Below are 14196 nucleotides of genomic sequence, written 5' to 3'. Positions count from 1 at the left end.
GGCAGGGAACGGGCGCGCTCAGTCACCGAAGGCCATCATCAGCTTCTCCTTCGCGTCGTCGCTGCCGGTGAGCCGGGTGGAGGAGAGGTAGAAGCGACCGTCGGCCCAGGCGATCGCGCCGTCGTAGAAGCCGTCCTCGATGTCGGCGGTGTGCTGCGGGTTCTGCAGCAGCGTGGTGGTGCCGTGGGCGGAGCCGGCGGTCGGAACGGACACGACCCGGCCGCCCGCGTCGTACGACGGTTTCACGTACGCGACGAGCTTGCCGCCGTCGACCTCGACCGGGTACATCGACTCGTCCGTGGGGGACTTGACGCGCCACTTGGCCTTGCCGTCGGCGAGGCTGATCGCGACGATCTCGTTGGCGCCGCCGCTGGTGTCCGTCGGCAGGTAGAGGGTGTTCGCGTCGACCGCGACACCCTGGCAGCCCTGCAGGTCACGGGCGAGGAAGGCCCAGCCGCACTCGGGCGCGAACTTCTCGTCGACCTTCACCTCGGAACGGAATACGCCCTTGGCGTCCAGGGTGGAGATGTTCCAGGCCTTCTTCGTCTCGTTGGTCATGTAGACCACGAGGGGGTCGACGGAGTAGGTCCGCTCGACCGTCCAGCCCTTCTTCACCGGCCGGGTCCACCTGACCTTGCCGGTGGCCGGGTCGAGTTCCGAGATCTCGTCGTGCTCGGTGCCGGTGCCGGCCGCGCAGGAGGCCACCTCGATCAGCCGGTTCGTGCCGCCCGCGAAGGCCGTGGGGAAGCAGGCCGCGCCGTACTTCTCCTTGTCGTACAGCTTGTCGCCGCTGGCGAGGTCGTACGCCGTGCCCGACTGGGAGCGGCCCACCATCAGGGTCTTGCCGCTGATGGTCAGCTCGACGCTGATCGCGCTGTCGAAGAGCCCGCCGTCGGCGACGGTCGCGGTCCAGCCCTTCTTGCCGGTGTCGAGGTCGATCTCCTGCAGCTGGTTGCACTTGGCCCGGTCGCTGGTGCCGTTCATGTACGCCACGACGACCTTGTCGTCCGAAGACTTGCCCGAGGTGACCGCGCAGATCTTCTGCGGGAAGGTGATCGGGGCCCAGGCCGGGTCGCCGTCGCCCACGCGGTAGCCGAAGACCTGCTTGTACGCCGCCTTCACCGCCGTCTTCCCGGTGATCCACATGCCGGGTGCGTCGGCGCCGGACGCGGGCGCGTCGGGCGCCGACTTGTACCAGAGCACCTTGGCCTCGCCGGACTTGCGGCCCTCGTTGAGGTTCTCCGGGTCCGCGCCACCGCCGCTGCCGTCACCGAGGTCGGCCGGGGTGTCGGAGCCGGAGGCTTTGGGGTCGTCGGAGGGCTGGGCGACCGGCTTCTTGCCGCCGTCCCCGTTGCCGGTCACGGCGTACACCGTGCCGCCGACGACCAGCAGGCCCGCCACCGCCACCGCGACGATCAGCGCGGGCCTCCCCTTGAACGGGCCGCCGCCTCCGCCGCCGGGCGGCGGGGTCATGCCGGGCCCGCCCGGGTACTGCGGCGGCTGCTGGGGGTATCCGTAACCGGGCTGCGGGGGCGTGGGCTGCTGCGGGGAGCCGTACGGTCCCGGGGCGCCGTAGGGACCTGGTGCGCCGTAGGGACCCGGTGCGCCGTAGGGGCCGGGCGGCTGCTGCCCGTAGGGGCCGCCGGCGCCGGGCTGCTGCGGGTAGCCGTAGCCGGGCTGGGGCGGCTGGGCGGGCGGCGGAGGCGTGCCCTGCGGCGCGCCGAACCCCCCCTGCCCCGGCTGCTGTTGCGGTGCGCCGAAGCCGCCGCCCGGCGGCGGCTGGTCCTGTGGTGCTCCGTAACCGCCCTGCTGCGGCGGCTGATTGGGCGGCTGGCTCATCAGCGGTCTTTCCCCCGTTCACTGATTTCTGGCCACATCCCGAGGCCCGTGACGGACTCAGGGCGCTCTCAGAGTGTTCTCAGACCGACCTTTCTACCACTCGGCACCGACAGCCCACGGGGCCGTCCAAGCCCCCGTTCCCAAGGGAGAACCGCCCCGTGATACCTCCGTTACGCGCCTTCACGCCCCCTTCACCACCCGCACGCAAGGCAATCGCGCACGGCTGATTCACGCCGGTCGGCGGCTTGGCGCCGTCAGGGCAGCGCCCCTTTAGGGGCGCGGGGCTGTGTCGACATGCGGCTACCGCCGCGCGGGCGCGACCAGCCCCCACCCGCCCGCAGCCGACCGACGACCCATCACGGCGCGCCCAGCGGAGCGCTACGCGTCCTCCGCCAGCTCCAGCCAGCGCATCTCCAGGTCCTCGCGCTCGCCGGCCAGGTCGCGCAGCTGGGCGTCGAGTTCGGCGACCTTGGCGAAGTCCGTGGCGTTGGCGGCGATCTGGTCGTGCAGCTTGGTCTCCTTCTCGGAGACGCGGTCCAGCTGCCGCTCGATCTTCTGGAGTTCCTTCTTGGCGGCACGCTGGTCGGCGGCGCTGCGCTCGGCCGTGGGGGCCTTGGGGGCGACGGCGGTGGCGGCGACCGTCTCCTCCATGCGCTGGCGTCGCTCCAGGTACTCGTCGATGCCGCGCGGCAGCATCCGCAGGGTGGCGTCGCCGAGGAGGGCGAAGACGCGGTCGGTGGTCCGCTCGACGAAGAACCGGTCGTGGGAGATGACGATCATCGAGCCGGGCCAGCCGTCGAGGACGTCCTCCAGCTGGGTGAGGGTCTCGATGTCGAGGTCGTTGGTGGGCTCGTCGAGGAAGAGGACGTTCGGCTCGTCCATCAGGAGCCGCAGCAGCTGGAGGCGGCGGCGCTCACCGCCGGAGAGGTCGCCGACCGGCGTCCACTGCTTCTCCTTGCTGAAGCCGAACGTCTCGCACAGCTGCCCGGCGGTCATCTCGCGCCCCTTGCCGAGGTCGACGCGCTCGCGGACCTGCTGGACGGCTTCCAGCACCCGGGTGGCGGGGTTCAGCTCGGCGACCTCCTGGGAGAGGTAGGCGAGCTTGACGGTCTTGCCGACGACGACCTGACCGGCCGCCGGCTGTGCCTCGCCGTCCGTCCGCGCGGCCTCGGCCATGGCGCGCAGCAGCGAGGTCTTGCCGGCGCCGTTGACGCCGACCAGGCCGATGCGGTCGCCGGGGCCGAGCTGCCAGGTGACGTGCTTGAGCAGCACCTTGGGGCCGGCCTGGACGGTCACGTCCTCCAGGTCGAACACGGTCTTGCCGAGCCGGGACGAGGCGAACTTCATCAGCTCGGAGGTGTCGCGCGGCGGCGGCACGTCCTTGATCAGCTCGTTGGCGGCCTCGACGCGGAAGCGCGGCTTGGAGGTACGGGCGGGGGCGCCGCGGCGCAGCCAGGCCAGCTCCTTGCGGACCAGGTTCTGCCGCTTGGTCTCCTCGGTGGCCGCGATCCGCTCGCGCTCGGCGCGGGCGAAGACGTAGTCGGAGTAGCCGCCCTCGTACTCGTAGACGTCGCCCCGCTGGACGTCCCACATGCGGGTGCAGACCTGGTCGAGGAACCACCGGTCGTGGGTGACGCAGACGAGGGCCGAGCGGCGCTCGCGCAGGTGCTTGGCCAGCCAGGAGATGCCCTCGACGTCGAGGTGGTTGGTGGGCTCGTCCAGGACGAGCAGGTCCTGCTCCTCGATGAGCAGCTTGGCGAGCGCGATGCGCCGCCGTTCGCCGCCGGAGAGCGGGCCGATGACGGTGTCCAGGCCCTTGGGGAAGCCCGGCAGGTCCAGGCCGCCGAAGAGGCCGGTGAGCACGTCGCGGACCTTGGCGTTGCCGGCCCACTCGTGGTCGGCCATGTCGCCGATGACCTCGTGCCGGACGGTGGCGGCCGGGTCCAGGGAGTCGTGCTGGGTGAGGATGCCGAGGCGCAGCCCGCCGGAGTGCGTGACGCGGCCGGTGTCGGCCTCCTCCTGCTTGGCGAGCATCCGGATGAGGGTGGTCTTGCCGTCGCCGTTACGGCCGACCACACCGATGCGGTCGCCCTCCGACACGCCGAGCGAGACGCCGTCCAGCAGGGCACGGGTGCCGTAGACCTTGCTGACGTTCTCGACATTGACCAGGTTGACGGCCATTTCACTCCTGCGCACGGGGACGGTCAGCCTCCCAGCCTAATGCGCGCCGGGAGGCCGCCCGGCCGGGAGCTGCTTTCCGCCCGCCCGCGCGCGCCCTGGTCGACGAGGGTGCCGAGGAGGGCGATGCCGAGGTTGCCGGAGGTCTGGAAGGCGGGGATGCCGTCGTCGCTCGGTCGTCCGGATGCTCGATTGGAACGTCGAGCGAACAGGTCAGTTCCCGGTGGAGATACGCACTCGTTGTGAACGCCACGCGAAAGCGCGGCCCGCACCGGCCCGGGGACGCCCCGCTCGTGCGCCGGAGTGCGGGCCGCGGTCAGGCTCCGGCGGGTGCCGGGGTGAGGACGGTGGCGCCCGGGGCGGGGGACGTCGTGGTGCGGGCCGTGCGGCAGGTGCCGGAGGCGAGGAGGGCTTCGGCGACCTTCTCGGCGGCGGCGGCGTCGCGGACGAGGAACGCCGTGGTCGGGCCGGAGCCGGAGACCAGGGCGGTGAGGGCGCCGGCCTCGCGGCCCGTGTCGAGGGTGGCCGCGAGTTCGGGGAAGAGGGAGAGCGCGGCGGGCTGGAGGTCGTTGGAGACGGCGGCGGCGAGCGCGTCGGGGTCACCCTTGGCGAGCGCGTCGAGGAGGTCGGCGGAGGCGACGGGTTCCGGGATGTCCCGGCCCTCGGCGAGCCGGTCGAACTCGCGGAAGACGGCCGGGGTGGACAGCCCGCGCCCCGCCATCGCGAAGACCCAGTGGAAGGTGCCGCCGACTTCCAGGGCGGTCAGCCGCTCACCGCGCCCGGTGCCGAGGGCGGCGCCGCCGACCAGGCTGAAGGGCACGTCGCTGCCCAGCTCGGCGCAGATGGCGAGGAGTTCGGCGCGGGAGGCGCCCGCCTGCCAGAGCTCGTTGCACGCGAGCAGCGCGCCCGCCCCGTCCGCGCTCCCCCCGGCCATGCCGCCGGCGACGGGGATGTCCTTGGCGATGTGCAGGTGGACGGCCGGTTCGATGCCCCGGCGCCCGGCGAGCGCGATCGCGGCGCGCGCGGCGAGGTTGGTGCGGTCCAGGGGGACCTGGTCGGCGTCCGGGCCCTCGCAGGTGATCGTCAGCTCGTCGGCGGGGGTGACCGTGACCTCGTCGTGCAGGCCGACGGCGAGGAAGACGTTGGCGAGGTCGTGGAAGCCGTCGGGACGGGCGGCACCCACCGCGAGCTGGACGTTGACCTTGGCGGGGACGCGTACCGTGACGCTCACTGACCGGACTCCCTGTGCTCGGCGTGCTCGGCGATCCTCGCGAACTCCTCGACCGTCAGCGACTCCCCGCGGGCCTGCGGCGAGACCCCGGCCGCGACCAGCGCGGCCTCCGCGGCCGCCGCGGACCCGGCCCAGCCGGCGAGCGCCGCCCGCAGGGTCTTGCGCCGCTGCGCGAACGCCGCGTCGACCACCGCGAAGACCTCCCTCTTCGAGGCCGTCGTCTTGAGCGGTTCCGCGCGCCGCACGAGGGAGACCAGTCCGCTGTCGACGTTCGGCGCGGGCCAGAAGACGTTGCGCCCGATGGCACCGGCGCGCTTGACCCCGGCGTACCAGTTGGCCTTGACGGAGGGCACGCCGTACACCTTGTTGCCGGGTGCGGCGGCGAGCCGGTCGGCGACCTCGGACTGCACCATCACCAGCGTCCGCTCGATGCTCGGGAAGGTGTCGAGCATGTGGAGCAGGACGGGGACGGCCACGTTGTAGGGGAGGTTCGCGACGAGCGCGGTCGGCGGCGGGCCGGGCAGCTCGGTGACGTGCATCGCGTCGGAGTGCACCAGCGCGAACCGGTCGGCGCGCGCCGGCATGCGCGCCGCGATCGTGGCGGGCAGCGCGCTCGCCAGGACGTCGTCGATCTCGACGGCGGTCACCCGGTCGGCGACCTCCAGCAGGGCCAGGGTGAGGGACCCCAGTCCCGGGCCGACCTCGACGACGACGTCGTCCGGGCGGACCTCGGCGGTGCGGACGATACGGCGGACCGTGTTGGCGTCGATCACGAAGTTCTGGCCGCGCTGCTTGGTGGGGCGTACACCGAGCGCGGCCGCGAGTTCGCGGATGTCTGCGGGGCCGAGAAGGGCGTCGGGGGTGGGGCTGCTCACGGGACAAGGGTACGGGCCGCCGGGAACGCCTCGGCCGGTCACCTGTGCCAGGCGCGCTCCGCTCACCTGTGCAGGCGCGCCCCGCAGTGCGGCCAGGGGGTGGAACCGCGGGTCAGATAGAGCTTCTTCGCGCGGAACGTCTGCTCCTCGGCGGGCGCGTCCTGCGGGCGCCCGCTGCCGCCGAGGCTGTGCCAGGTGCGGGAGTCGAACTGGTACAGCCCGCCGTACGTCCCGGAGGCGTCCACCGCGTGCGGGCGGCCGCCGGACTCGCAGGCGGCGAGGCCGTGCCAGTTCAGCCCGTCGGCGCCCTTGACGGAGTCCGGATGCGGCTTGGTGCCCACCATCACCAGCTGGGTGCGCGGCTCGCGCACCAGCTCGGACGTCTGGCGGCGCGGCTTCTGCCGGACCCCGTTGACGGTCCGCAGGTAGTAGGTGACCCGGCGCAGGCCGGGCCGGCCCGCCTGCTCGATCACCTCGGTCCCCTTGAAGAGGGTGGGGTCGGCGGTCCGCCGCACCTCGAACGGGATCACCTCCTCGCGCACCTCCCTGCTGCCGGTGACGCGCAGCACGGTCACCGTCTGCCCGTCGCGCGGGAAGCCGTCGAGGGGTGTGGAGGTGGTGTCCTGGCCGTGCAGGGAGATCCCGGCCTCCTCGACGGCCTCGCGGACGGTCGCGGCGTTGGTGCGGATGGTGCGGGTCCGGCCGTCGGCCAGGATCGTGACGGTGCGCTCGGTGCGGACGTCGAGCGCGAGCCCGGCGCGGCCGATGTTCCGGGAGCGCGAGGCCGAGAGATACGCGCCCTCGGCACGCACCCCCAGCTGGTCGAGCGCCCCCTGCACCGTGTGCGCCGTGGTCCACACCTCGCGCCGTTCGCCGTCCAGCGTGAGCCGTACGGGGCGGCCGTAGCGCACCGCGACCTCGTCGCCGCTGGCCAGTGCCGTGCCGGGGGCGGGCGCCACCACGTCGTGCGCCCCTACCGGTACGCCCTCCTCGGTCAGCAGCTCGGTCACGTCGTCCGCGAAGGTGTGCAGGGTGCGCGGGCGGCCGTCGACGGTCAGCTCGATCGCCTTGTCCTTGGCGAGGAACGCGGTGGTGCCGCCGGCGAGGAAGGCGACGACCAGTGCCTGCGGCAGCAGCCGGCGCACGGCCGACTCCGAGCGGGTGCCGTACCGCGTCTTCCGCCGCCGTCCGGCCCGCCGGCCCACCGCCTCGCGCCCGTCCGCCCCGGGCGATCCGCCCTCCGGCGTCCGCCCGCCGCCCTGCCGCGGCAGCGCCGGTTCGCCCGCCCGCCCGGGAGCCGCGCCCGCCGCGACCTCGTACGCCGGCCGGTAGGTGTCGTTCCCGTACGGCGTGGCGTAGGCCAGCGTCTCGGCGTCGTGCACGCCCGGCGCACGGTGCGTACCGTGCGCACCCGGCGCACCCGGCGCACCGCGCACACCTGGCGCACTTGGCGCACCACGCGTACCCGGCGCCCCGTAGGCTCCCGGCATGCCCTGCGCGCCAGGCGCGCCCTGCGTGCCGTGCGCCCCGTGCGCGCCACTCGCGCCGTGCGCCCCCGGCGCGGTGTAGGGGCCGTACGCCTCAAACGTCTCGTACTGCGGTGTGCTCACGCCGACACGCTCCAGAGGGCCAGACGGGTCCGGATCGGGCCCCCAGAACCTAGCGGAGCACCGGTCACTCTCCAAAGCGGCACGACTACGCACGGTCGCGATCGGACCCGGGGTGCACCGCCGCGAGCGTTATACGCCAGTTATGATCGCTATACCCTCAGTAACCAAAGGCGCGGGCCGTGTTGGCGCCCAGCGCCGTCGCCAGCGCGTCCTCCTCGATGCCACGTACGGCGGCCATCGCGCGCACCGTGACCGGAACGAGATACGGGGCGTTGGGCCGTCCGCGGTACGGCGCCGGGGTCAGGAAGGGCGCGTCGGTCTCCACGAGGACCAGCTCCAGCGGGGCGACGGCGAGCGCGTCCCGCAGATTCTGGGCGTTCTTGAAGGTGACGTTGCCGGCGAAGGACATGAAGTAGCCCTCGCGGGCGCACTCCTCGGCCATCCCGGCGTCCCCGGAGTAGCAGTGGAACACGGTCCGCTCGGGGGCGCCCTCCTCCTTGAGGACGCGCAGCACGTCGGCGTGGGCGTCCCGGTCGTGGATGACCAGGGCCTTGCCGTGCCGCTTGGCGATCTCGATGTGGGCGCGGAAGGAGCGCTCCTGGGCGGCCTTGCCCTCGGGCCCGGTGCGGAAGTAGTCGAGGCCGGTCTCACCGACGCCCTTCACCTGGGGCAGTCCGGCCAGCCGGTCGATCTCGGCGAGCGCGTCGTCGAGTGCCGCGTCACCGCCGCCCGCGCGCGCCCCCTGCCGGGACCACCCGTCGGGGTCGCCGTGCACGATGCGCGGGGCCTCGTTGGGGTGCAGGGCGACGGTCGCGTGCACGTTCGCGTGCGCGGCGGCGGTCTCGGCCGCCCACCGCGAACCCTTGAGGTCGCAGCCGACCTGGACGACGGTCGTCACGCCCACCGACGCGGCCTTCGCGAGGCCTTCCTCGACCGTGCCGGACTGCATGTCGAGGTGGGTGTGCGAGTCGGCGACCGGCACCCGGAGGGGTTCCGGGAGCGGCGGTGCCGCGTTCTTGCCGGCCGTGCGGGAGGCAGAGCCGGAGGCCGGTCCTGAGGCGTTCGAAGGCATGCCCCGATCCTACGAAAGGGGCATGCCCCGCCGGACCCGCGCCCGGGTCAGCTCGCCTTGCGCTGGAACGCGTGCAGCAGGTCGGACAGGTGCCAGTGGTGCGGCTCCCCGACCTCGGCGCCGGCCTCCGTCGCCGTCGCCTCCTCCGGCTCCGCACCGGCCGGACGGCCCTGCGCGGACGGCCGCGACGACCGCTGCGCCGCGCTCCGCACCGACGAGACCTGTCCCGCGCGCATGATGCGCACGACCTGGCCGTCGCAGTTCTGGCACGAGGGCCTGCTCAGCGGCGACGGGACGACCCGGCCGTCCGCCACGTACGTGACGAACTCGTGGTTGTCCGCGTCGGTGTGGTGCTCTATCTGGAACGACTGCTCCCAGCCGTGCCCGCATCGCATGCAGGCGAACGAATACGACTCGTGAACGACGGCTGTGGCTGCACCGCGGAGGCCCGTCTGCCCTGCGATCTCACTCATGCCAGCTCCTGCTGTCCGCTGGACAAGCGTCCCCGGCGCGGGAATTCCCCCCGGAATCCCCTGGGGACGAGGGACGGGTGCGTCCCTGCTGACCAGTGGACGCCTTCGCCGACGCGAATGCGACAGGCCTGCCGAGTGTTGGAGCCGTTTTGGACTTTGCTTGCCAAATCGGCCTCGCGACGGGGGGTTCGGCTTTGCCTTTCCCCGCCTGCCTTTACCCACCCGTGGGGCGCCCGCTCATGAGAGATGCGCCCTGCTCAGAGGACACATCCCCGCAGGTCAACGCCGGGAACCACAGCGCCCCGAAAGGGCGCGGGGCTGTGTGCGCCCGACTGCACAAAAGCAACCACGACGGCGCTACGAAACCGACCTCATCCCTCAACACGCTTCGCGGCGACCACCGCGTCGAACACCACCCGCTTGGGAATCCCGGCCTCCACCGCCACCGCCGCGATCGCCTCCTTGCGCCGCTCCCCGGCCTCCTCCCGCACCCGCACCCGCCGCACCAGTTCCTCCCCGTCGAGTTCCTCGGGCCCCTTCTCGGGCGCGCCCTCGACGACCACGGTGATCTCGCCGCGCACCCCCTCGGCCGCCCACACCGCCAGCTCGGCCAGCGGACCGCGCCGTACCTCCTCGTACGTCTTGGTCAGCTCACGGCAGACGGCGGCCCGCCGCTCCGCGCCGAACACCTCGGCCATGTCGGCGAGGGTGTCGTCGAGGCGGTGCGGTGCCTCGAAGTAGACGAGGGTGCGGCGCTCCTCGGCGACCTCACGGAGCCGCCCGCGCCGCTCGCCGGCCTTGCGCGGCAGGAAGCCCTCGAAGCAGAACCGGTCGACGGGCAGCCCGGACAGCGCGAGCGCGGTGAGCACCGCGGACGGTCCCGGGACGGCGGTGACCCGGATCTCCTTCTCCACGGCGGCCGCGACCAGCCGGTAGCCGGGGTCGGAGACGGACGGCATCCCCGCGTCGGTCACGAGCAGCACGCGCGCGCCGCCGACGAGCTCCTCGACCAGCTCGGGGGTGCGGGCGGCCTCGTTCCCCTCGAAGTAGGAGACGACCCGGCCCTTGGGCGTCACCCCCAGCGCCTGGGTGAGCCAGCGCAGCCGCCGGGTGTCCTCCGCCGCGATCACGTCGGCGCCGGTCAGCTCGGCCGCGAGCCGGGGCGGCGCGTCCGCGACGTCGCCGATGGGGGTGCCTGCCAGGACAAGGGTTCCAGTCACCCCTCCATCCTCGCAGCCGCTACTGACAGCGCCGTCCCCGGAACCGGGACCCCTCTCGCCCCTATCGCAAAGGAACCCACCTCTAAGACCCATTGCACGGGACTCACACAGAACGGTTCCCTACGATGGCGCGGTGACCAGTACCGCGTCCTCCACGGACACCCGGCAGGGCCAGGCAGCGCTCGACGAGCGGCCGACGTGGCAGCAGCGGCTGCGTCGGTTCGGCTACCCGGCGAGCACGGCGCACCCGGCGCCCACGGCCGGCGGCAGAGGCACCGCGGGCCCTGGCGCGCGGGCCGACGTCGTCGACCGCCTGGTGCCGCCGTACGCCGAGCCCAGCCCCCGGCTGTGGCTCGCCCTCGGCGTGCCGCCGGTGCTCGCCGAGCGGATCACGCGGTGGTCGGGCTGGGGCGGGCCGCTGCTTGTGACGCTGATGGCGGGCGTGCTGCGGTTCTGGAACCTGGGCAGCCCGAAGGCGGTGATATTCGACGAGACGTACTACGCGAAGGACGCGTGGGCGCTCGTCCACCGCGGTTTCGAGGTCAACTGGGACAAGAACGCCAACGATCTGATCCTGCAGGCCAACGGCCATGTCGCGGTGCCGGCGGACGCCGCCTACGTGGTGCATCCGCCGGTCGGCAAGTACGTCATCGGGCTGGGCGAGCTGATCTTCGGCTTCAACCCGTTCGGCTGGCGGTTCATGACGGCGCTGCTCGGCACGCTGAGCGTGCTGCTGCTGTGCCGGATCGGGCGCCGGATCTTCCGGTCCACGTTCCTGGGCTGCCTGGCGGGCGGGCTGATGGCGGTGGACGGGCTGGCGTTCGTGATGAGCCGCACCTCGCTGCTCGACGGCGTGCTGATGTTCTTCGTGCTGGCCGCGTTCGGCTGCCTGGTGATCGACCGGGACCGGTCACGGGAGAGACTCGCCGCCGCGCTCCCGCCCGACGCGGACGGCCGGGTGCGCCCCGACGCGCGCGTGGCGGACTCGTTCCGCTTCGGCTGGCGCCCCTGGCGCTGGGCCGCGGGTCTGCTGCTGGGGCTCGCGATCGGCACCAAGTGGAACGGCCTGTACATCCTGGCCGCGTTCTGCCTGATGGCGCTGCTGTGGGACGTCGGCGCCCGCAAGGTGGCCGGTGCGGCGCACCCGTACAAGGCGGTGCTGGCGCACGACACGGGGATCACGTTCCTGGCGACGGTCCCGGTGGCGATCGCCGTCTACCTGACCTCCTGGATCGGCTGGATCCTCTCCCCCACCGACGGCACCGGCGGCTACTTCCGCAACTGGGCGGCCACCGACGGCAGGGGCGGCAGCTGGACGTTCCTGCCGGACTGGCTGCGCAGCCTGTGGCACTACGAGCACGAGGTCTACCTCTTCCACGTCGGCCTGTCCTCGCCGCACACGTACATGTCGAACCCGTGGTCCTGGCTGGTGCTGGGCCGCCCGGTGTCGTACTTCTACGAGTCGCCCTCCCCCGGCGCGGACGGCTGCCCGTCGGACGCCGGTGAGAAGTGCGCGCGGGAGGTGCTCGCGATCGGCACCCCGCTGCTGTGGTGGGCGGCCTGCTTCGCGATCCTCTACGTCCTGTGGCGGTGGGCGTTCCGCCGGGACTGGCGGGCGGGGGCCATCGCCTGTGGCATCGCGGCCGGTTACCTGCCCTGGTTCATGTACCAGGAGCGCACGATCTTCCTCTTCTACGCGGTCGTCTTCGTGCCGTTCCTGTGTCTCGCGGTGGCGATGATGATCGGCGCGATCATCGGCCCGCCGGGCTCCAGCGACACCCGCCGGCTGATCGGCGCGTCCGGCGCGGGCGTGCTGGTGCTGCTGATCGCCTGGAACTTCATCTACTTCTGGCCGCTGTACACGGGCACGGCGATCCCCATCGACTCCTGGCGTTCACGGATGTGGCTGGACACCTGGGTCTGAGCCACATCCCTGATCTCCGTTCGGACAACAATCGGTCAACACCTGCCACAGGGACCCCACAACCGCCTACAGTGCGAAGCACAAGAGGCTTTTGAACGCGTTCACAAAATGCGGCGAAGGCTCGCGGGGAGGGGATTCGCGCGATGCGCAAGGGGGCCAAGGCGGCCATCATCGGCGGCGTCTGCACCGTGCTGGTGGGCGGGGCCGGATACGGCGCCTACAACGTGCTGGCGGCGGTGCGGGGAGACGGCGGCACACCGGCCGTACGGACCGGGCCGCCCACGAAGGACGAGATCAAGGACACCACGGGGAAGTTCTTCGCGGCCTGGGAGAAGGGCGAGTCGGTCACCGCGGCCTCCTACACGAACGACTCCGCCGACGCCGAACCCGTCCTGACCTCCTTCACCGACGTCGCCCACATCAAGGACGTGCGCATCACGCCCGGCACGGCGACCGGGGCCACCGTGCCGTTCAGCGTGAAGGCGACGGTGTCCTACGACGGGAAGTCGAAGCCGCTCGCCTACAAGAGCTCGCTGAAGATCGTGCGCGGCGAGACCACGCACCGCGCGCTGGTGGACTGGCAGCCGTCCGTGGTCCACCCGGAACTCAGGCGCGGCGACACCCTGTCCACCGGTGAGGCGGCGAGCCCGCCGATCGCGGCCGTGGACCGCAACGGCAAGGTGCTCACCAAGGAGAAGTACCCGTCCCTGGGCCCGATCCTGGACGAACTGCGCAGCCGCTACGGCGACAAGGCGGGCGGCACCCCGGGCGTGGAGCTGGTCATCCGGCACGCGTCGGAGGAGTCCGCCGACACCACGCTGCTGACCCTCGCGGAAGGGAAGGCGGGCAAGCTCCCCACGACGCTCGACGCGCGCGTGCAGGCCGCCGCCGAGACCGCGGTGACGAAGTACGCCGAGTCGTCGGTGGTGGCCGTCAAGCCCAGCACCGGCGAGGTGCTCGCGGTCGCCAACAACCGGGTGGACGGCTTCAACGCGGCCTTCCTGGGCGAGCTGGCACCCGGCTCCACCATGAAGATCATCAGCGCCGCCACCCTCATCGACACCGGTCTGACGACGTCGACCGGACCGGCGCCCTGCCCGCCGACCGCGACCTGGCAGAGCCAGACCTTCGGCAACCTGGAGGGGCTCAAGCCCGACCTGAACGCCACCCTGTCGGACAGTTTCGCGAGGTCCTGCAACACGGCGTTCGTGAAGTACGCGGACTCGGTCCAGGTGGACTCGCTCACCAAGGAGGCCGAGGACGGCTTCGGACTGGGCAGGAACAACTGGAAGGTGGGCATCCCGAGTTTCGACGGGCGCGTCCCCGCCTCCGGCGGCCCGGACACCGCGGCCAACCTGATCGGCCAGGGCCAGGTGCAGATGAGCCCGCTGAACATGGCCTCCGTGGCGGCGACCGCGTCGACGGGCGCCTTCCGGCAGCCGGTGCTCGTCCCGCCGAAGCTGGACGGCCGTGAACTGGCCACCGCGAAGGGCCTGTCGGCCGGTACGGCCGCCCAGCTGCAGGCCATGATGAACCGCACCGCCACCAGCGGCACCGCGGCCGGTGTGATGAGCGGGCTGAGCGGCAGGATCGGCGCCAAGACGGGGTCGGCGGAGGTCGACGGACAGTCGAAGTCGAACAGCTGGTTCGCCGGTTACCGCAACGACATCGCGGCCGCGGCCATGGCCCAGGACGGCGGTCACGGCATCGACGCGGCCGGGCCTATTGTCGCAACCGTGCTACGGAACGGTGGCTGATGTCACTCCCACAGGCC

General features: G+C 72.4%; 10 protein-coding genes. 2 read left to right on the top strand and 8 right to left on the bottom strand.

All coding sequences use genetic code 11. The features are described from left to right. Positions 1-18: 18 nt before the first annotated feature. The 8 genes from ACIPSJ_RS30330 to rsmI all read right to left on the bottom strand — a co-directional run bounded on the left by ACIPSJ_RS30330 (position 19) and on the right by rsmI (position 10498). A complete protein-coding gene (locus tag ACIPSJ_RS30330) occupies positions 19-1839 on the bottom strand; it encodes a hypothetical protein (RefSeq protein ID WP_401350814.1) in 1821 nt (606 codons plus the stop codon). Between the two features lie 378 nt (positions 1840-2217). Beyond that, complete coding sequence (locus ACIPSJ_RS30325) at positions 2218-4020, bottom strand: ABC-F family ATP-binding cassette domain-containing protein (RefSeq protein WP_359212800.1); 1803 nt, start codon at positions 4018-4020, stop codon at positions 2218-2220. 313 nt (positions 4021-4333) lie between these two features. Then, positions 4334-5248 (bottom strand): 4-(cytidine 5'-diphospho)-2-C-methyl-D-erythritol kinase, encoded by a 915-nt coding sequence (locus ACIPSJ_RS30320; protein ID WP_401350812.1) that lies wholly within the window; start codon positions 5246-5248, stop codon positions 4334-4336. Continuing rightward, entirely contained in the window at positions 5245-6123 is an 879-nt protein-coding gene (rsmA, locus tag ACIPSJ_RS30315) for a 16S rRNA (adenine(1518)-N(6)/adenine(1519)-N(6))-dimethyltransferase RsmA (protein WP_359212795.1), read from the bottom strand. Before rsmA ends, ACIPSJ_RS30320 begins: the two co-directional genes overlap by 4 nt. Positions 6124-6185: 62 nt before the next feature. After that, a complete protein-coding gene (locus tag ACIPSJ_RS30310) occupies positions 6186-7733 on the bottom strand; it encodes a ubiquitin-like domain-containing protein (protein WP_401350810.1) in 1548 nt (515 codons plus the stop codon). Between the two features lie 157 nt (positions 7734-7890). Beyond that, on the bottom strand, positions 7891-8805 hold the full coding sequence (locus ACIPSJ_RS30305) for a TatD family hydrolase (protein WP_359212789.1): 915 nt from the start codon (positions 8803-8805) through the stop codon (positions 7891-7893). 47 nt (positions 8806-8852) lie between these two features. After that, a complete protein-coding gene (locus tag ACIPSJ_RS30300) occupies positions 8853-9278 on the bottom strand; it encodes a hypothetical protein (RefSeq protein WP_401350808.1) in 426 nt (141 codons plus the stop codon). A gap of 371 nt (positions 9279-9649) precedes the next feature. Further along, on the bottom strand, positions 9650-10498 hold the full coding sequence (gene rsmI, locus ACIPSJ_RS30295; RefSeq protein WP_359212783.1) for a 16S rRNA (cytidine(1402)-2'-O)-methyltransferase: 849 nt from the start codon (positions 10496-10498) through the stop codon (positions 9650-9652). A 133-nt stretch (positions 10499-10631) separates the two neighbouring features. Between rsmI and ACIPSJ_RS30290 the strand changes: the two genes are divergently transcribed. Further along, a complete protein-coding gene (locus ACIPSJ_RS30290) occupies positions 10632-12422 on the top strand; it encodes a dolichyl-phosphate-mannose--protein mannosyltransferase (RefSeq protein ID WP_401350806.1) in 1791 nt (596 codons plus the stop codon). A gap of 143 nt (positions 12423-12565) precedes the next feature. Further along, entirely contained in the window at positions 12566-14179 is a 1614-nt protein-coding gene (locus tag ACIPSJ_RS30285) for a penicillin-binding transpeptidase domain-containing protein (RefSeq protein ID WP_401350804.1), read from the top strand. Positions 14180-14196 lie beyond the last annotated feature (17 nt).

This window comes from Streptomyces sp. NPDC090088 (genome assembly GCF_044747345.1).
GTDB lineage: Bacteria > Actinomycetota > Actinomycetes > Streptomycetales > Streptomycetaceae > Streptomyces.
The sequence above is the reverse complement of the archived record's forward strand: the minus strand, read 5'-3'. Positions and strand labels throughout refer to the sequence as shown.